The 18252-nt window shown below is 74.4% G+C and carries 17 protein-coding genes; 11 read left to right on the forward strand and 6 right to left on the reverse strand.

Annotated features, from left to right (window positions below; translation table 11 throughout):
- The first annotated feature begins 315 nt into the window (after positions 1-315).
- The gene (locus E4U91_RS26895) at positions 316-732 is read left to right on the forward strand and encodes an ankyrin repeat domain-containing protein (RefSeq protein WP_137309206.1); all 417 of its coding nucleotides are present in this window, start codon (positions 316-318) and stop codon (positions 730-732) included.
- Between the two features lie 109 nt (positions 733-841).
- On the opposite strand, the gene E4U91_RS26900 is transcribed toward E4U91_RS26895, so the two are convergent.
- Positions 842-1291: a DUF6114 domain-containing protein gene (locus E4U91_RS26900; protein ID WP_174867866.1), complete on the reverse strand. Its 450-nt coding sequence runs from the start codon at positions 1289-1291 to the stop codon at positions 842-844.
- On the reverse strand, positions 1291-1953 hold the full coding sequence (locus E4U91_RS26905; RefSeq protein ID WP_137309208.1) for a DUF6230 family protein: 663 nt from the start codon (positions 1951-1953) through the stop codon (positions 1291-1293). The genes E4U91_RS26900 and E4U91_RS26905 overlap by 1 nt, the downstream gene beginning before the upstream one ends.
- A 682-nt stretch (positions 1954-2635) precedes the next feature.
- Here E4U91_RS26905 and E4U91_RS26910 point away from each other — a divergent pair.
- A complete protein-coding gene (locus tag E4U91_RS26910) occupies positions 2636-3280 on the forward strand; it encodes a Tat pathway signal sequence domain protein (RefSeq protein WP_137309209.1) in 645 nt (214 codons plus the stop codon).
- Between the two features lie 64 nt (positions 3281-3344).
- On the opposite strand, the gene E4U91_RS26915 is transcribed toward E4U91_RS26910, so the two are convergent.
- Entirely contained in the window at positions 3345-4307 is a 963-nt protein-coding gene (locus E4U91_RS26915; RefSeq protein WP_137309210.1) for a lytic polysaccharide monooxygenase, read from the reverse strand.
- 194 nt (positions 4308-4501) lie between these two features.
- Positions 4502-5152 (reverse strand): ScbR family autoregulator-binding transcription factor, encoded by a 651-nt coding sequence (locus tag E4U91_RS26920; RefSeq protein WP_137309211.1) that lies wholly within the window; start codon positions 5150-5152, stop codon positions 4502-4504.
- A gap of 179 nt (positions 5153-5331) precedes the next feature.
- On the opposite strand from E4U91_RS26920, the gene E4U91_RS26925 reads away from it, so the two are divergent.
- From E4U91_RS26925 to cyc2, 4 genes are all read left to right on the forward strand, one after another.
- Positions 5332-6234 carry a ScbA/BarX family gamma-butyrolactone biosynthesis protein gene (locus E4U91_RS26925; RefSeq protein WP_137309212.1) on the forward strand — a complete coding sequence of 301 codons (903 nt, stop codon included), beginning with the start codon at positions 5332-5334 and terminating at the stop codon, positions 6232-6234.
- A 67-nt stretch (positions 6235-6301) separates the two neighbouring features.
- On the forward strand, positions 6302-6958 hold the full coding sequence (locus E4U91_RS26930) for a ScbR family autoregulator-binding transcription factor (protein WP_137309213.1): 657 nt from the start codon (positions 6302-6304) through the stop codon (positions 6956-6958).
- A gap of 124 nt (positions 6959-7082) precedes the next feature.
- Positions 7083-8255: a damage-control phosphatase ARMT1 family protein gene (locus E4U91_RS26935; protein ID WP_137309214.1), complete on the forward strand. Its 1173-nt coding sequence runs from the start codon at positions 7083-7085 to the stop codon at positions 8253-8255.
- 188 nt (positions 8256-8443) lie between these two features.
- Positions 8444-10624, forward strand: coding sequence for a germacradienol/geosmin synthase Cyc2 (cyc2, locus tag E4U91_RS26940; protein ID WP_137309215.1), 2181 nt, complete (start codon positions 8444-8446; stop codon positions 10622-10624).
- Here the strand turns inward: cyc2 and E4U91_RS26945 are convergent.
- On the reverse strand, positions 10614-11348 hold the full coding sequence (locus E4U91_RS26945; protein WP_137309216.1) for a CTP synthase C-terminal region-related (seleno)protein: 735 nt from the start codon (positions 11346-11348) through the stop codon (positions 10614-10616). The two genes, cyc2 and E4U91_RS26945, sit on opposite strands and share 11 nt — an antisense overlap.
- Positions 11349-11443: 95 nt before the next feature.
- Here E4U91_RS26945 and E4U91_RS26950 point away from each other — a divergent pair, with 95 nt between their 5' ends.
- From E4U91_RS26950 to E4U91_RS26965, 4 genes are all read left to right on the forward strand, one after another.
- On the forward strand, positions 11444-12310 hold the full coding sequence (locus tag E4U91_RS26950) for a LysR family transcriptional regulator (RefSeq protein WP_137309217.1): 867 nt from the start codon (positions 11444-11446) through the stop codon (positions 12308-12310).
- Between the two features lie 400 nt (positions 12311-12710).
- Complete coding sequence (locus E4U91_RS26955) at positions 12711-13310, forward strand: PDZ domain-containing protein (RefSeq protein WP_137309218.1); 600 nt, start codon at positions 12711-12713, stop codon at positions 13308-13310.
- A gap of 105 nt (positions 13311-13415) precedes the next feature.
- Entirely contained in the window at positions 13416-14543 is a 1128-nt protein-coding gene (locus E4U91_RS26960; RefSeq protein ID WP_137309219.1) for an aminopeptidase P family protein, read from the forward strand.
- Between the two features lie 102 nt (positions 14544-14645).
- Positions 14646-15599 (forward strand): phosphotransferase family protein, encoded by a 954-nt coding sequence (locus E4U91_RS26965; protein WP_137309220.1) that lies wholly within the window; start codon positions 14646-14648, stop codon positions 15597-15599.
- 109 nt (positions 15600-15708) lie between these two features.
- On the opposite strand, the gene treZ is transcribed toward E4U91_RS26965, so the two are convergent.
- Complete coding sequence (gene treZ / locus E4U91_RS26970; RefSeq protein ID WP_137309221.1) at positions 15709-17454, reverse strand: malto-oligosyltrehalose trehalohydrolase; 1746 nt, start codon at positions 17452-17454, stop codon at positions 15709-15711.
- 184 nt (positions 17455-17638) lie between these two features.
- On the opposite strand from treZ, the gene E4U91_RS26975 reads away from it, so the two are divergent.
- On the forward strand, positions 17639-18190 hold the full coding sequence (locus E4U91_RS26975; protein WP_137309222.1) for a DUF1707 and FHA domain-containing protein: 552 nt from the start codon (positions 17639-17641) through the stop codon (positions 18188-18190).
- Positions 18191-18252 lie beyond the last annotated feature (62 nt).

The raw sequence follows: 18252 nt of genomic DNA on the forward strand, positions 1-18252 counted from the left end.
CGGCCGGTCACACATCGACGGCGGTGCACTCCCCGGCGACCGCCTGCCGAACCACCGCTCACGCCGGCGAAGTTGCGGCGTCCGGCGGCCCGCAAGCTCCTGCCGAGGAGGCGGCGCCCCGTGTCACCCGACCCCGGGACGGCGGCGGTCGTGACCTCCGGGGACTCGGAGAGCTGTCGCCGGGCTACCCGCCGCGTGGGCGAAGTTGTCGCGCCCAGCAGCGCACCCGCCGACGCGCGACGCGTCACCCGTGCCACCCGGTCCCGCGCCGAAATCAGGTGGGGGTCCGCGGGCGCGCTGGTTACGCTCGCCCCCGTGAACCGAAGGCGGCAGAAGAAGCTCACGCGGCGCCTCGTCGCGGCCGTGCTGTGCGACGACGGGCGGGCGGTCGACGCGCTGCTGCGGGCCGGTGCCGACCCGGGCGCCGCCGACGCGGACGGCGTGACCCCGCTCTACACGGCGTGTGTCCAGGGCAGCGCGGACACCGCCCGGCGACTGCTGCGGGCCGGGGCGCCCCCGGACGCGGAGAGCGGCGGCATCGGGGCGGACGGCACGCCGCTGTGCGCGGCCGCCTGCTGGGGGCACACCGAGACGGTCCGCACCCTCCTCGCCCACGGCGCCGACCCCGCCCTCCGCGAGGACGCGGGCACGGGGCGCACCCCGCTGGAGTGGGCCCGTGAGGGCGCGCACGCGGAGACGGTCGCGGTGCTCGTCGCGGCGGGGGCGGGCTGACGCCTGGGCGGGGGACGGCCGGTCGAGGGGGCGGCACCCCCTCGACCGGTGACCGTCCGGGTCCGTCCAGCGGGCGTACCCGCGGGCCGGGACCTCGTCAGACGTTCGTTCAGACCTTCGTCAGGTCCGCCCCGTCCGCCGACTTGGCCTGCTTGCGCGCCCGGCGGCCCCGGCGGCCCAGGCGGGGCTCCTGGTCGGGGAGCCAGCCGAAGGCGAGGCAGCTGCCCGTCACCCCGAGCAGCAGGCCGATGAAGAAGCCGCCGAGGTTGGAGGTGACCCAGGTGCCCAGCGAGAGCAGCACTCCGGTGATCGAGTAGAACAGGCGTTGCGCCGGGTTGAAGAGGATCAGCAGGCCCAGCAGCAGCATCAGGCCCGGCAGGAGGTAGCCCGCCAGGCCCTGCATGCCGATGTGCAGCACGACCTTCAGGGACGCCTTCTCGGTGAGCAGGATCCAGCCCCCGCCCAGGGCGAGCAGCAGCCCGCCCCAGAACGGCCGCCGGGCCCGCCAGTGCCGGAAGGCGGGCCGCAGTCCCTGACGCGGACGGTCGGCCGTGGTCATCAGCAACCCGAGCTGCTGAAGCTCAGCTTGAGGCCCGGCAGCTTGAACACACCGGCCGTCGTGGCGTAGTTGACCTGACGGAGGTTGGCGATGTGGACCGTGTCGGCCTGCTGGCTGAACACGCCGATCGGTCCCTTCACGCCGGCCTTGGTCAGGGTGCTGGCGTCGTTGCCGATCTCGATGTTGTCGAAGGAGGCGTTGCCGGACAGCTCGGTGGAGTCCGTGGTCAGGTCGGTCGCCTGCACCTTCTGCGCCCCGGAGCCGGCCTGGATCTTCAGGTTGGTGCCGCCGAGGTCGACGCTCTGGCACAGCTTGGTGAGGGTGGCGTTCTTGATGGCGGAGGTCACGACGAGCACCTGGCCGCCGGTGTCACCGGCGTTGGGGCTGCCCTCGGCCATGTTGTCGAGCGAGCCGAACTGCTCGAAACCGGTTCCGGTGAGGTCCGTCGCGGTGACCGTGAAGGGCATGCCGGAGATCGCGAACTGGACCCCCAGCGCGCCTTGGGCGGTGAGGACCGCGAGTCCGGCGGCGACCAGGGTCGCGGGCACCGCCATGACGGCGGCCCGGCGCATCCGCACCCGGCCGCGCCGTTCTTCGGAACCGCTTTCCGGGTTCCCGGGTGTGCTGTCGGCGGACGACGTGACGTCCGAGGACGAGGCCATGTCTGCTCCCATGGGCATAGTCATGCGGGTTGGGCATCAGTGGCGCGTTGTCCTGGCGCGGACACCGGCTGCCGCGAGCGACTCCTCACAACTCCCGGATTCGCAAGGGCTTTCTCGTTACGCGGCAGTAGCCATTTCGGAAGTTACCGATGGTTACACCCAGGGGTCAAGGGAGATGTGGAAAAACGGTGTTCATGGCGTGTCTCCTGGGGGACGCCCGCCTGAACGGGCCGCGTGCATATATCTGTCGGCCCGTCAATTACCGTGATCGACACGTGCGTTGAGCCTTGACGGCGTCTCGCGGCAGGTCTACAACTGCCCCAGGCCGACTCCGCGGGCACCGCCCCGGCCGGCCCGGATCCGTGGCGCCGGATCCCTCCACGCGGCAGGACGGCCGCGTTTCCCGGACGCACCTCAGCACGGGCGGATTCGCCCCTGAGTCCGTTTTTCTGCACCTCTTCACGGCGACGGCTGCGACCGCTTTCCCCCGCGGTCGCGCCCGTACGTCCCGTTCCGCCCGGCCCGGCCGGGGGCGACTCCCCAGGTGGGCCCCCGGCCGGTCCCGGTCGGCTGCCGTTGCCGGTCCGTCGCGTACGGAGAAGGCGTGACGAGCCGGCAACGGCCGGCGCCGCGGACCACGTCCGCGCTGTTCCCCCAACCCTCACACGAAAGAGGCACCCGCATGCGTGCACGCTCCTTCCTGGCCGTCGCCGGTACGGTCGCCGCGCTCTCGATCCCCGCCATCACCCCGGCCTCCGCGGCCGGCAACGTCCTGACGACCGGGAGCGCCGGCGGCACCGCCGTCGCCGCGGGTGACGTCGTCACGGCCCCGCTGGCCGCCGGCACCAGCGCCACCCTCTACTCCAGCGCCACCGGCACCAGCGGCGTGGTCTGTGCCCAGTCGCAGTTCACCGCGGCCATCGGCACCAACCCGGCCGCGCCCGGGACGGCCACCGAGTCCGTCACGGCGCACACCTTCAGCAACTGCACCAGCAACGTCGTCGGCGTGCTCGGCGTCAACAGCATCACCGTCAACAACCTGCCCTACCAGTCCACCGTCGCCTCCAACGGCACCGTCACCGTGACGGCCGCCTCCGGCTCGACCATCCAGACGACGGTCGTGCTGCGCACCCTGCTGGGCACCGTCAACTGCGTCTACCGGGTCCCCGGCCTGACCGGCACCGCCAGCAACGCCGACAACAGCATCACCTTCTCCAACCAGCAGTTCACCAAGGTCTCCGGCTCGTCCCTGTGCTTCGCCAACGGCTTCTTCACCGCCAAGTACGCCCCGGTGACCGACAACGGCGCCAAGGTCTTCGTCAACTGACGGGCTGACGTTCTGCGTTTCACCGTTCCGCTCCTCACGCCCCCGGCCCGCGGGCCGGGGGCGTTCAGCGCCGTCGCAGCCGCGCGGCCAGGGCGGCGCCGCCGGTGAGCACCAGCACCGCCGCGGCGCCGCCCGCGAGCAGCGGGGCGGAGGGTCCGCCGCCGGTCGCGCGCGAGGCGGCCGCCACCGGCGTGCTCCCGGCGGCGGGCCGCTCCGCGAGGGCGCCCGCCGGGGAGGGCGACGTGGTGCCCGGGGCGGTGGCGGCCCCGGTCGCCTTCCGGTCCGTCGCGTCCGGACTCCGCACCGGGCTCGCCTGCGCACTGCTCCCGCCGCTCCGCGCCGACGGCGTGCCCGCCCCGGTCGTGGGGGACGCCGCCCGGGCCTGCGGGAACACCACGTCCGCGCACGAGTAGTAGGTGTCGGGCGTACTGGTGTTCTGCCAGACGGTGTAGAGCACCTGGCGGCCGGTGCGGTCGGCGGGCAGCTTCGCCGTGAGGTGGTAGGCGCCGTCGCTCAGCGCCGGGTCGGTGATCTCGGCGAACGGGCGCCGGGGCAGGTCGTCCCAGGTGAGCGGCTTCGTGGGGTCGTACCCGGGCACGGTCAGGTACAGCCTGAACGTGCCGGTGTGCGGGATCGTCGACGCGTACCTCATCCGCAGCGTCCCGCCCGGCGTGAGCCGTGTCGCCGGCCAGTCCCGGCGGGCCAGGTCGAGCCCCCGGTACGCGGACAGGCCCCCGCTGCACAGCTCGCCGTCGGGCACGACCTGCCGGTCGCGGCCGTCGACGTTCGCCACCCGCAGGTTGTCCCACGCCGTGAAGGGGCCCCCGTTGGCCGCCACCGCCGCCCGGCACGCGGCCGTCCGTGACGCCGCGCCCCCCTCGGGCGAGCAGGCGTACACCCGGCTGACCGGGTCGGTGGGCGCGCCGTGCGCCAGGGCCGGGCCCGCCGCGCCCAAGGCGAGCAGGACGGGTCCGAGGGCGGCGGCCGCCAGGACGGCGAGCGGGCCAACTGCGGTCATCCGGGGCATCGGGACGTCTCCTCGGCCGGCGCGGGAACGGTCACCCCAGCATTACGGGAGCGGCCCCCGGCGCGTTCACGGCGCCCACCGGCCACCTGAACCGTCCGCCGGTCCCGTGGCTGCGGCCCACGTCGGAACGCCCCTCGCGAACCCGCCCCAGGGCGTGTCCCGCCGATCACGCCGGGCTCGCGGCACGACACCCCCTAGGAGGCCGCCCGTTCCTCCTCCGCCGCCAGTACCCGGGCACCCCGGTCGGCGCGGGCGTCCAGGCCCGGGAGCAGGCCCGGGACCGCGATGCTCGGCAGGATGTGCGCCCACATGACCGCGAGCCGGTCGGCGAGGTCGGCGCGGTCCGTGAGCGCCCGTGCCATCAGCTGGACCCCGGTGAAGCACCCGACCAGCAGCTCCACCGTGTCGCGCGGCCTGACCGTCGGCAGCAGCTCGCCGCGCTCCTGCGCCAGTTCGAGCAGCTCGGTGAGCCGGTCGGCCCACTGCCGGAACGGCTCGCCGTGGTCGACCCCGGCCGGCGTCTCCTGGTCCACGGCCAGCCGGACGCTGCCGCGCAGCAGCGCGTTGCCCAGCAGCTGCTGCCCCACCACGAACGTCATGTCGATGACCTCCTGGAGCTTGCACGCGTGCGGCGGCACGGCCCCGAAGGAGACCTGCGACTCCACCACGGCCTGCGCCAGCGACTCCTTGGAGGGGAAGTGGAAGTACAGGGCGCCCTTGGTGACGTCGGCCCGCTCCAGCACCATGGAGATGGTGGTCGAGGCGTAGCCGTGCTCGTCGAAGACCGCGCCGGCCGCTTCCAGGATCGCCCTGCGCGTCCTGATGGCGCGCTCTTGTTTTGCCATAAGAGCCCCTTCACGGCGCCGAATCGAGCGGGCCCCCGCGATCGCCCGCGGCCTCGGCCCGATCATAGGATGCCGTCGACTGATCTCGTTGAAAAACAAACCGGTCGCCTCGTACTCTAACGCCCGACGGAGTGACGGTTCGCCGTCGGCCGTGCTCGCGGGGGGCCGTAGGGAGAGCGATGACCCGACCGCGGCAGCCCGCCGACCCACCGTCCCTGACCGCGACGGTTCCCCGCCAGCTCGTCCACCGCGCGGCCGTCGCGGAAACCCTTCCCACCGGCTGGCGCAGGACTTCCGCGGACCACTTCACCGTCCGGGCGCAGTGGCCGCGCGCTCACGGGTTACACGTGTCGCCGGACTGGTCGGCCTACGACCCGCTGCTCGTGGTCGAGTCCGTCCGGCAGGCCGGCACCCTGATCGCGCACGCCGAGTACGGGGTGCCTCTGGACCACCGCTTCGTCCTCCAGGAGCTCCACACGCTGACCCGCCCGAAGGAACTGGCGGTCGAGCGGCTGCCGGCCGAACCCGAGCTCGAACTCGCCTTCACCGAGGTGCAGTACCGGGGTCGGCGCCCGGCCGGCGCCCGCTACACCGCGCGGGTGCTGCGCGACGGTGCCGTGGTCGCCACCGCCGACGTCAGCTTCACCTGTGTCGCCGCGGCCGTGTACCGGCGGCTGCGCGGCGGCCGTACCCCGGACACGGTCACCGCCCTGCCCGTCCCGCCGGGCGTCGCGCCGGCCGCAGTGGCCCGCGCCCTGCCCTCGGACGTGGTCCTCGCCCCGACCGGGATACCCGGCCGCTGGCAGCTGAGAGTTCATACCGCGCATCCCGTTTTCTTCGACCACCCGCTGGACCACGTCCCCGGGATGCTCCTGCTGGAGGCGGCCCGCCAGGCCGCGTACCTGAACACCCGGGGCACGCGGGCCCCTTCGGAGTACGAGGCGCACTTCCACCGGTACGCCGAGCTGGACGAACCGTTGTGGATCGAGGCGCGGGACGACGGCACGGGCGTCGTCCAAGTGACCGGGACGCAGGACGAGTCGGCCGTTTTCACCTGCCGCGTGGGCACCGAAGCGAGGTGAGTTATGGTGGACAGGGGGTAAGAAACAAACGGCATGACCCGTTCTTTGCGGCCCAGGAGAGACCCGGATGGCGAGGCAGTTACGCGCCGAACAGACGCGCACGACGATCATCACGGCCGCGGCCGACCTGTTCGACCGGCACGGCTACGAGTCGACCAGCCTCAGCGACATCGTCGAGCACGCCCAAGTCACCAAGGGCGCCCTGTACTTCCACTTCGCGGCCAAGGAGGACCTGGCCCACGCGATCATGGAGTTGCAGTCGCAGGCCTCGCGTCGGGTCGCCTGTGAGATCGACGACCGCGGCTACTCCTCCCTGGAGTCGCTGATGCGGCTGACGTTCGGCATCACGCGCCTGTCCGTGGAGGGCCCCGTGGCCCGCGCCGGGCTGCGCCTGGCCACCGGGGGAGTCGCGGTGCGCCCGCCGCTGCGGCACCCGTTCACCGAGTGGCTGGAGCTGATCTCGCGGGGCCTCGCGGGGGCGGTCCGCGAGGCCGACGTGCACCCGGACGTCGACGTCGACGCGGTGGCCCACTCCCTGGTCTGCTCGTTCGTCGGCACCCGGGTCGTCACCCGCACCCACGAGCCGCCGACCCGACTGCCCCGCCGGATGGCCGAGATGTGGTACGTCCTCATCCGGGGCCTGGTACCGGTGCCGCGCCGGCCGCGCTACCTGTCGCTGGCGACCCGGCTGGAGCGGGAGGTCATGGCGGTGTGCGTGGTCTGAGGCGTGCGCGGTCCGAGGCCGGGGCGCTCCGAGCCGTGCGCGCCCCGCGGCTGGGGCGGCCCGGGGCAGGGGCGCGCGAGCGCCTGAACCGGCGCGCGCCCCACCCCGCGCTACGGTGATCGGCATGCACCGCACCCCCGCCCCGCCCGTCCTCCTCGGCGACGAACCCGGTTCCTTCCCGCACGGCGTCCTGGCCGAGCGACACCCGGCGATCATCGAGCAGGTGCGCGGTGCGTTCCCGTACGGCCCCGAGGTCCACCACGCGCTGGACGCCCTGCGGGAGAGCTGCCTGCACGGCGTGCTGGAGCCGCTCCCCGACGACGCGCACGACCAGCGGCGGTGGCGGGAGTGGGGTGCGGACGCCGTCCTCGGCCGCTCCTGGTTCGACGTGCCGTGGCTCTGGTCGGAGAGCTGGTTCTACCGCCGGCTCCTGCACGCCGTCGGCTACTTCGCCCCCGGCCCCTGGCAGGGCATCGACCCCTTCCGTCCGTTCAAGCTCGCCGAGCTCGACAGCACCGAGACCCGCGAGGAACTGGCCGCCCTGGACGCCCTCGCGCGGCGCCCCGCCGCCGACCGCGCCGAGGCCCTGCTGCACGGCTCGCTCTGGGGCAACCGCGCCGACCTCGGGTTCCGGCTCTCCGACGCCGCAGCCGAGGGCCGCGCCGTCGCACCGGGGCTGGTCGCCGACGACAGCGCGCGGCTGTGGCCGCTGCTCACCGGCCGGGGCACGCTCTGCCTGGTCGCCGACAACGCCGGCCCGGAACTGATCCCCGACCTGCTGCTCGTCGCCCACCTCCTCGCCGAGGGGCGCGTCGAGCGGGTCGTCCTGCACGTCAAGCCCTACCCGTACTACGTCTCCGACGCCACGACCGCCGACCTCGTCGACGCCCTGCGCGCCCTCACCGCCGCGCCCGGCGAGGCCGCCGTGTACGGACGTGCCCTGTGGTCCGCGATGACCGACGGCACGCTCGCCGTGCGCGCCCACCCCTTCTGGGCGTCCCCGCTGCCCTTCGAGGACCTGCCCGCCGACCTGCGCGCGCAGTGCGCCACCGCCACGCTCACCGTCGTCAAGGGCGACCTCAACTACCGCCGCCTGGTGGGCGACCGGCGCTGGCCGCCGACCACCCCCTTCGCCGACGTCACCGCCCACTTCCCGGGCCCGGTCGCCGCGCTGCGCACCCTGAAGTCCGACGTGATCACGGGCCTCGACCCGGACACCGAACGGGACCTGGTCGCCGCCGAGGGACAGCGCTGGCGCACCGGCGGCACCCACGCGCTCATCCAGGTACGCGACTGAGCCGCCCGGCGCGGGCCTGCGGGCGGACGGCTCGCCCACGGCACCAGGGGCGCTCGCCCACTGACCACGGACGGGCTCGCGGACAGCAACAGGCCTGCGAAGGCAAGGCGTTCCGCCCGATTCACGCGATGGTGTGATCATGTGCCGTGCCGTGGATGCCCGCCACGGGCCCTGGGTAGCCCCCGGCCATGACGCAGCCGTTTCACCTCCCGCGCTTCTACATGCCGTACCCCGCGCGGCTCAACCCGCACGTGGACGCGGCGCGGGCCCACTCCACGCGGTGGGCGCGCGACATGGGCATGCTCGAGGGGTCCGGCGTCTGGGAGCAGGCCGACCTGGACGCCCACGACTACGGCCTGCTGTGCGCCTACACCCACCCCGACTGCGACGCCGACGCGCTGTCGCTGATCACCGACTGGTACGTGTGGGTGTTCTTCTTCGACGACCACTTCCTCGACATGTACAAGCGCACCCAGGACCGCGCCGCGGGCAAGGCCCACCTGGACCGGCTGCCGCTGTTCATGCCGGCGGACCCGGGCGCGGCCGTCCCGGAGCCGCAGAACCCGGTGGAGGCGGGCCTCGCCGACCTGTGGGCGCGCACGGTGCCGGCCATGTCGGACGGCTGGCGCCGCCGCTTCGCCGTCGCCACCGAGCACCTGCTCAACGAGTCCATGTGGGAGCTGTCCAACATCAACGAGGGGCGCATCGCCAACCCCGTCGAGTACATCGAGATGCGCCGCAAGGTGGGCGGCGCCCCCTGGTCGGCGGGGCTCGTGGAGTACGCCACCGCGGAGGTCCCCGCCCCGGTCGCCGGCACCCGGCCGCTGCGGGTGCTGATGGAGACCTTCTCCGACGCCGTCCACCTGCGCAACGACCTGTTCTCCTACCAGCGCGAGGTCGAGGAGGAGGGCGAGAACAGCAACGGCGTGCTCGTGCTGGAGACGTTCTTCGGCTGCACCACCCAGGAGGCCGCCGACACCGTCAACGACATCCTCACCTCACGCCTGCACCAGTTCGAGCACACCGCCCTCACCGAAGTGCCCGCACTCGCCCTGGAGAAAGGGCTCGGCCCGGACGAGATCGCCGCCGTCGCCGCCTACACCAAGGGGCTCCAGGACTGGCAGTCCGGCGGCCACGAATGGCACCTGCGCTCCAGCCGCTACATGAACGAGGGGGCCGTGTCCTCCGCCGCGCCGTGGCAGCGGCTCACCGGACCCGGCACCTCCGCCGCGGACGTGGGCGCACTGCTCGCCTCGGCCGCCGCGGAGCGGCTGCGCGCCCACGCGCACGTGCCGTACCAGAAGGTCGGCCCCGCCCGGTTGCCCGAGTTCCGCATGCCGTTCCCCCTGCGGCTCAGCCCGCACCTCGACCGGGCCCGCACCCACCTCCTCGCGTGGACCCGCCGCATGGGCATCCTCTCCGAGGGCGTATGGGACGAGGACAAGCTCGCCTCCTGCGACCTCGCCGTCTGCTCGGCCGGCCTCGACCCGGACGCCACGCCCGAGGCCCTCGACCTGAGCGCCGCCTGGCTCGCCTTCGGCACCTACGGCGACGACTACTACCCCCTGGTGTACGGCCACCGCCGCGACCTGGCCGCCGCCCGGCTGACCACGGCCCGCCTGTCCGCGTGCATGCCGGTCGACGCGGCGGACGCCACACCCGTCGTCCCGGCCAACGCCATGGAACGCGCCCTGGTCGACCTGTGGGCCCGCACCACGGCGGGCATGACGGCCGAGCAGCGGCGCACCCTGAAGTCCGCGGTCGACGCGATGACCGAGAGCTGGGTGTGGGAGCTGTCCAACCAGCTGCACAACCGCGTCCCCGACCCGGTCGACTACCTGGAGATGCGCCGCTCCACCTTCGGCTCCGACCTCACCCTGAGCCTGTGCCGGATGGGCCAGGGGCCCGCCGTCCCGCCGGAGGTCCACCGCAGCGGGCCCGTGCGCTCCTTGGAGAACGCCGCGATGGACTACGGCTGCCTGCTCAACGACGTGTTCTCGTACCAGAAGGAGATCGAGTACGAGGGCGAGATGCACAACGCGATCCTCGTCGTGCAGACCTTCTTCGGCTGCGACTACCCGACCGGGCTGCGGATCGTGGCCGACCTGATGAACCAGCGGATGGAACAGTTCGAGCACGTTGTCGCCCACGAACTGCCCGTGCTGTACGACGACTTCGACCTGTCGGCCGAGGGGCGGGCGGCGATGGGTGCCTACGTCGACGACCTGCGGAACTGGATGGCGGGCATCCTCAACTGGCACCGTCACGTGGACCGTTACAAGGCCGACTACCTGGCCCGGCGAGCCCACGGCTTCCTGCCCGACCGGCCGCCCGCGGTGCCCGCGCCCGCGTACCGGGTCACGGTCTGACCACCGCCGTACGGCTCGCGTGCTCGACCGCGGCGCGCGCCAGCCCCCGGATCATCGGGTGCGGGCGCGTGCCGTCGCCGTACAGCTCTGGCTGGAACAGCGACGCCAGGTAGAACGGGTGGCCGGGCAGTTCCGCGACCCGCACCTGCCCGGCGGAGTCCCGGCCGGAGAAGCGCAGTCCGTGGGCGCGCAGCGTGTCGAGGTGCCGGCTCGGCCCGTAGTGGCAGGAGTACCGCTCCACCGAGCGCTCCACGCCGAACACCGCGCGGGCCAGCGACCCCGGCTCCAGCACGACGGTGTCCTCGTGGCCCGCCAGGGAGCAGGCCAGCGGTTCGATCAGGAAGTCCTCAGCGTCCGGGTCGTTCTCGGCGTGCGCCACGTCCGTCAGGCCGCAGGCGCCGCGCGCGAACTCCAGCAGGGCGTGCTGGAACCCGCCGCACGTGCCGAGGAAGGGGACGCCCTCCTCCCGCGCGGTGCGGATCGCGGCGAGCACACCGGCCTCGCTGCGGTACGGGCTGCCCGGGACCACCCACACCGCGTCGAAGCCCCGGACCGCGCCGGGCGCCTCGGCGTCCCCGGAAGGGATCCAGTAGGGGTCGAGCACCAGCCGGTCCCGGGCGGCCAGGGACTCCAGCAGGAGCGGAATGCGGGTGTGGGAGACGACGTGGGGGGAGCGGTCGCCGACGAGGGCGACCTTGGCGATCTGAGCTGCGCTGTCGGTCATGCGGACCATCCTGGGCAGCCACCGACTTCACGTCCAACGATGATTCACGGACGCACCATAAGCAGTTCTGATGTGACGGGTGGGATGCTGGGCGCGTGGACCCGCACCTCCTGCGCACCTACGTCACCGTCGCCCGCCTCGCCTCCTTCTCGGCGGCCGCCCGGGCCCTCGGCTACACCCAGTCCGCCGTCTCCCAGCACATCGCCGCCCTCGAACAGGACCTCGGCGCCGCGCTCCTCACCCGCCGCCCCGTCGCGCCCACACCGGCCGGCGAACGGCTGCTGGAACACGCGGAGCCGCTGCTGCTGCGCCTGGACGCGGCCCGCGCCGACGTGGTGCGGATGGCGGCCGCGCCCGCGTTCGGCCTGACCCTGGCCGCCTCCGCGACCGCGCTCGGCGCCCGGGTGCTCGCCGCGCTGCCGCCCGCCGGCGTCACCGTGCGCGTGCTCGCCCGCGACGCCGTCCCCGCGGCCGTCGCCGCCGGGACGGCCGACCTCGGCCTGGTGGACGGGCTGGCCGCCCCCAGCGACCCGCTGCGGCTGCCCGACGTGGCACCGCTGACGACGTACGGCGTGGCGGAGGAGCCCGTGCGCGTCCTGCTGCCCGCCGCCCACCCGCTCGCACACCGCACCGGCCTGCGACTCGGCGACCTCGCCGACGCCCGCTGGCTCGACGCCCCCGACACCGGCCTGCCCCTGGCCCAGCTGCGCGCCGCGAACGGCGGCCACGGCTTCCGCCCCGCCCTGCGCTACGAGGGCACGGACGTCCGCGTCCTGGTCGCCCTGGTGGCCGCGGGCCACGGCCTGACCCTCCTGCCCCGCCCGGCGACCGGCACGACCCCCGGCACGATCGCGCTCCCCCTCACGGAACCCCGAGTGGTCCACCGCACCGAACTCCTCCACACGGCCACCCCACCCGAAGCGGCCCGCAAGCTGACGGAGTCCTTGTCCCCACGTCCGTGACCCCTCAGGGGGCGCGGGGAACTGCGCGATCAACCCCCACGTGCCCGCAGACGAACGACGGCGACCACCACGGCGAACCGAGGGGCGCGGGGAACTGCGCGATCAACCCCTACGTGCCCGCAGACGAACGACGGCGACCACCACGGCGAACCGAGGGGCGCGGGGAACTGCGCGACCAGCCCCTACGCGCCCGCAGACGAACGACGGCGAACACCACGGCGAACCGAGGGGCGCGGGGAACTGCGCGACCACCCCCACGCACCCGCGGACGAACACGAGCGACCACCCCCACGCACCCGCGGACGAACACGAGCGACCACCCCCACGCACCCAGTCTCACTCGTTCGTGGACCGTGCCGCCCCGCCCCGCCGGGTAGAGCACCCCCCGGAGGCGATCCCCATGGAACAGACCGCGTTGCGTCCCAAGCCCCTGCCGGGCCAGGAGCCCACCGGCCCGCGCGCCGGTGACGCCGGGACCGGGCCCGGCCCCGCACCCCACCGCCCGCACGCCGCACGCCGCCGCGGCCGCCGCCTGACGACCCTGCTGCTGGGCCTGCTCGCCGGCGTCGTCCTGGTGCTGACCGGCGTCGGCCTCGGCACCGTGGGCGCCACGGTGATCGGCATGAGCAAGCTGGCCGAGCTCCAGCGCCAGGCCGCGGCGGCCCCCACCCCCGCCGGCCCGCCCACCGGCACCCGTACCGGCCCGGCGCACGCCGCCCCCGCACCGGTGCCCGCCCGGGCAACCCTCGGCGTCGAGGTCGTGGACGCGTACAAGGCGGGCGCCAAGGTCGTCGCCGTCCACGTGCCCGGACCCGGCTACACGGCCGGACTGGTCCGCGGCGACGTCGTGCTGTGGTGCGGCCGCACCCGCGTCGAGACGGCCGCCGACCTCGCCCGGGCCGTCGCCGGGGCGAGCCCCGGCAAGGAGGTGAAGCTCACCGTGCGGCACCGCAGCGGCGGCTACCAGCAGCTCGTGGCGGTCCCGGGCGTCGTGACGTGACCGGCCCCGCCCCACGCCCCCGATCCCGCCGACCGGCTCGCGCCGCCCCCGCGGGCCGGGCAGGATGCTGCCCGTAGTCCCGCACGTCTCACCTGGGAGGCCCGGATGACCGGCAGCACGCCTTCGCCCTTCACCGCCGACGACTACCGGGCCCGCATGGAGCGGGCGGTCCGCGCGGCCGCCGACGCCGGTCTCGCCGGGCTCCTCGTGGCCCCGGGCCCTGACCTGGTGTGGCTCACCGGGTACGCGCCGCCCGCCGTGACCGAGCGGCTGACGCTGCTGGTGCTCGCCCCCGACCACGACCCCGTGCTCGTGGTCCCCGCCCTGGAGGCACCCGACGCCGCCCGCGCCCCGGGCGCGTCCGCGCTGGCCCTGCGGGACTGGACCGACGGCAAGGACCCGTACGCCGCCACCGCGGCCCTCCTCGGCGCCGGCGGCCGGTTGGGCATCAGCGACAACGCCTGGGCGCTGCACCTGCTCGCCCTGCAACGCGCCCTGCCCGGCTCCTCGTACGCCTCGCTCACCGAGGCCCTGCCGATGCTGCGCGCCGTCAAGGACGCCAGGGAGCTGGAACTGATGGCGGCGGCGGGCGCGGCGGCCGACGCGGCGTTCGAGGAGATCCGCACCGTGCGCTTCGCCGGCCGGCGGGAGTCCGAGGTCGGCGCGGACCTCGCCCGGCTGCTGCGCGAACACGGCCACGAGCAGGTCGACTTCACCATCGTCGGCTCCGGCCCCAACGGCGCGAACCCGCACCACGAGATGGGCGAGCGGGTCATCGAGCACGGTGACATGGTCGTCCTCGACTTCGGCGGGCTGAAGGACGGCTACGGCTCCGACACCACCCGCACCGTCCACGTCGGCGAGCCCACCGAGGAGGAGCGCCGGGTGCACGACGTCGTCCGCGAGGCCCAGGAGGCAGGCTTCCGCGCGGTGCGCCCGGGCGTCGCCTGCCAGGAGGTCGACCGGGCCGCCCGCCGGGTCGTCACCGACGCCGGGTACGGCGCGTACTTCATCCACCGCACCGGCCACGGCATCGGCGTCACCACCCACGAGCCGCCGTACATGATCGAGGGGGAGGAGCAGCCCCTCGTGCCCGGCATGTGCTTCTCCGTGGAACCCGGCATCTACCTGCCCGGCCGCTTCGGGGTGCGCATCGAGGACATCGTCACGGTCACCGAGGACGGCGGGCGCCGGCTCAACGACACGACACGCGAGATGGTGGTGGTCGACTGACGGGGCGACGCGGGGAGCGAGGATCGTCAGCGACCCCCGGGAACCACCCCCGAGCCCCCCCGAGCCCCTCCCAGGACCCACCCGAGCGACGACGGCGCGACCATGACCCAGGCACCGACACCCACCCCGGACACCGTCCGCAGACTGGTCCGCACCCTCCTGCACGAGGGGGACCCGAGGGGCGCCACCGCCCGCGGCGGCGCGGACGGCCCCGACGTACGGCCCGTTGCCGAGGGCAGCCGCTGCACCTGGTGGGTCGGCACCCGCCACGTGCTGCGGCTCGCCCCCGACCGCGAGGCGGCCGCACGCCTGCGCCGCGAGCTGCGGCTGCGCGACCTCGTCCGCCCGCACGTCCCGCTCGCCGTGCCGACCAGCGTGGCGCACGGCGAGTGGTCGCCGGGACTGGCGTACACGCTCGACACCAAGGTGCCCGGCGGCACCGCCGAGGACCACGACGTGACCGCCGTCGGCGAGGCCGACCTCGCCGGGCTGCTCGGCGGGCTGCGCGAGGTGCCGCCCCGGCAGGCCGAGGCGCTCGGCGTGCCGCGGGCCGCGCCGCGCTCCCTGGAGGCGCTGCGCCGCATGGCCGTCGCCGCCGGGCAACGCCTCGCCGACGCCGACGAGTTCGACGCCGCTCGGCTGCGGCAGCTGACCCCGCCCGGGGCGGCCCAGCTGGCCGCCCAGCCGGGCACGGCCGTCCTCGTCCACCACCGGCTGCGCGGCGAGCACCTGGTGGTCAGCGCCGAGGGGCGGGTGCGCGGCGTGCTCGACTGGACCGGAGCGGTCCTCGGCGACCCCGTCGAGGACATCGCCGGCCTCGCCCGTGCGGTGGGCTCCCCGGCCGCCGTCCGCGCGGCCACCCTCGCCGGGTACGGCGCCCGCCCCTGTCTGCGCGGCCTGTGGCTGGCCCGCTGCGACACGGTGATCCGGCTCGCCGCCGCGCTCGAGGGCCGCGCCACCGGCCCCCTGCCGCTGCTGCGCGCCCAGCTGCACCGCACCTGGGAGCCGATCCTGCTGGAGCGGGTCACGGACTTCCGCGAGGCGGGCGAGGACTGACCCCCGGGACTGGCGAGGACTGACCCCCGGGACTGGCGAGGGCTGTTCCCCGGGGGCGTGCGGGACGCGGGGCGGGTGCCGGGTGCCCTCCGGGACCCGCTCCGGCGGCTCATTCCTGTTCCAGCACCACGCACGACTCGCCGGGCAGGTGCAGCAGGCCGTCCTCGCCCGGGGCCTCCACGGGCTCCCAGGCGGCCAGGACGCGGGCCGGGCGGGAGCCCAGCGGGATCGCGGCCGGCTCCGGGGAGAGGTTCACGGCGACCCGTACGTCACCGCGCCGGAACGCCAGCCAGCGGGCCTGCTCGTCATGGGCGACGCGCAGGTCCCCCAGGTCCGGGTCGGTGAGGTCGGGGTGGCTGTGGCGCAGCGCGATCAGCGAGCGGTACCAGGCCAGCAGGCGCGCGTGCGGTGCGCGCTCCGGCTCGGACCAGTCCAGGCACGAGCGGTCGCGGGTCGCCGGGTCCTGCGGGTCTGGCACGTCCTCCTCGGCCCAGCCGTGCGCGGCGAACTCCCGCCGCCTGCCCCGTCGTACGGCCTCGGCGAGCTCGGGGTCGGTGTGGTCGGTGAAGAACTGCCAGGGCGTCGACGCGCCCCACTCCTCGCCCATGAACAGCATCGGCGTGAACGGCGCGGTGAGCACCAGGGCCGCCGCGCAGGCCAGCAGCCCGGGGGAGACCAGGTGGGACAGGCGGTCGCCCTGGGCCCGGTTGCCGATCTGGTCGTGGGTCTGGCTGTAGCCGAGCAGCCGGTGCGCGCCCACCCGCGTGCGGTCCAGCGGCCGCCCGTGCCGGCGCCCCCGGAAGCTGGAGTACGTGCCGTCGTGGAAGTAGCCGCCGGTCAGGGTCTTCACCACGGAGGCCAGCGGGGAGCGCGCGAAGTCGGCGTAGTAGCCCTGCGACTCGCCGGTCAGCGCGGTGTGCAGGGCGTGGTGGAAGTCGTCGTTCCACTGTGCGTGCAGCCCGAGCCCGTGCTCCTCGCGCGGGGCGATCAGCCGCGGGTCGTTCAGGTCGGACTCGGCGATCAGGAACAGCGGCCGGCCGGTCTCGTCCGCCAGCGCGTCCACCGACTCGGTCAGCTCCTCCAGGAACGGGTACGCGCGCGTGTCGACCAGCGCGTGCACCGCGTCCAGGCGCAGCCCGTCCAGGCGGTAGTCGCGTAGCCAGGCCAGCGCGCTGCCGAGCAGGAACGCCCGGACCTCGTCGGAGCCGGGCGCGTCCAGGTTGACCGCGGAACCCCAGGGCGTCTGGTGGGTGTCCGTGAAGTACGGGGCGAAGTAGGGCAGATAGTTGCCCGACGGGCCCAGGTGGTTGTGGATCACGTCCAGCACCACGCCCAGGCCCAGCTCGTGCGCCCGGTCCACGAACCGCTTGAGCGCCTCGGGGCCGCCGTACGGCTCGTGCACGGCCCACAGCGACACCCCCTCGTACCCCCAGCCGTGCTGCCCCGGGAACGGGCACAGCGGCATCAACTCAATGTGTGTGACGCCCAGTTCGGCGAGGTGGCCGAGCCGGTCGGCGGCCGCGTCCAGGGTGCCCTCGGGGGTGTAGGTGCCCACGTGCAGCTCGTAGAGCACCGCGCCCGCGAGCGGCCGCCCGGACCACTCGGCGCGCCACGCGTAGCGCCCCTGGTCGACGACCGCGCTCAGCCCGTCGGGGCCGTCCGGCTGCCGCCGGGACCGCGGGTCGGGCCGCACCGGCCCGTCGTCCACCGCGAAGCCGTAGCGCGAGCCGTCCGTGGCGTCCGCCTCGCCGACCCACCATCCCTCTCGCTCGGGATCGCGTTCCAACGCGCGCGTGACGCCGTCGCACTGGAGCGTCACCCGCTCGGCCTGTGGTGCCCACACCTCGAACTGCACGGATGGTTCCCCTTCGTCCGCTGACCGGAGTAACCCGTCCATCGTGCTTCACACCCGGTCGATCCGCCGCCGAACGGGCCCGCTTCGCCGCAGGTGTCGCCGGACGGCCATCGCGCGGCCCACGGGAGGCGGCGTTTTCCGGTTTTCTGGACACCCGGGGTTCACTGCACCGACAATCGCCAGCGTGACGTCGTCTTTCGAGTTCAACACGTACCCCGCGCGGCTGTCCGACGCGGAGCGCGACAGGGCGCTGAACGTGCTCCGGGACGGCGTCGCCATGGGACGCCTGTCGCACGACACGTTCATCCGGCGCATGGAGCTGGCCCTGGCCGCCCGGCGCGCCGACGAACTCGCCGTCCTGACCGCCGACCTGCCCCAGGAGAACCGTTTCTCGCGCGTGGTCTTCGGCACCGTCGAGGCGGTCTCCGGCTTCACCGTCCGGCTGCGCCGGGCCTGGCAGGCCGAGCGACTGCCCAAGCTGCTGCTGCCGCACCCCGGCACCGGCCACCCGTTGCGCATCGGACGCGACCCCGCGAACGGCCTCCGGCTCACCCACGAGACCGTCTCCCGCGTGCACGCCGAACTCCGCCGCCAGGGCGGGCTGTGGGTGCTGCGCGACCTCGGCTCGACCAACGGCACGACCGTCAACGGCCGCCGGGTCGTCGGCGCCGCCGTGGTCCGCGAGGGCGACCAGGTGTCCTTCGGACGGATGGCGTTCCGCCTCTCGGCGAACTGACGGACGGCGGGCGGGAGATCGCCCCCGGCGGCCACCAGGGCGGCCACCAGGGCGGCCACCAG

It is taken from the genome of Streptomyces lasalocidi (genome assembly GCF_005280215.1).
Lineage (GTDB): Bacteria > Actinomycetota > Actinomycetes > Streptomycetales > Streptomycetaceae > Streptomyces > Streptomyces longwoodensis.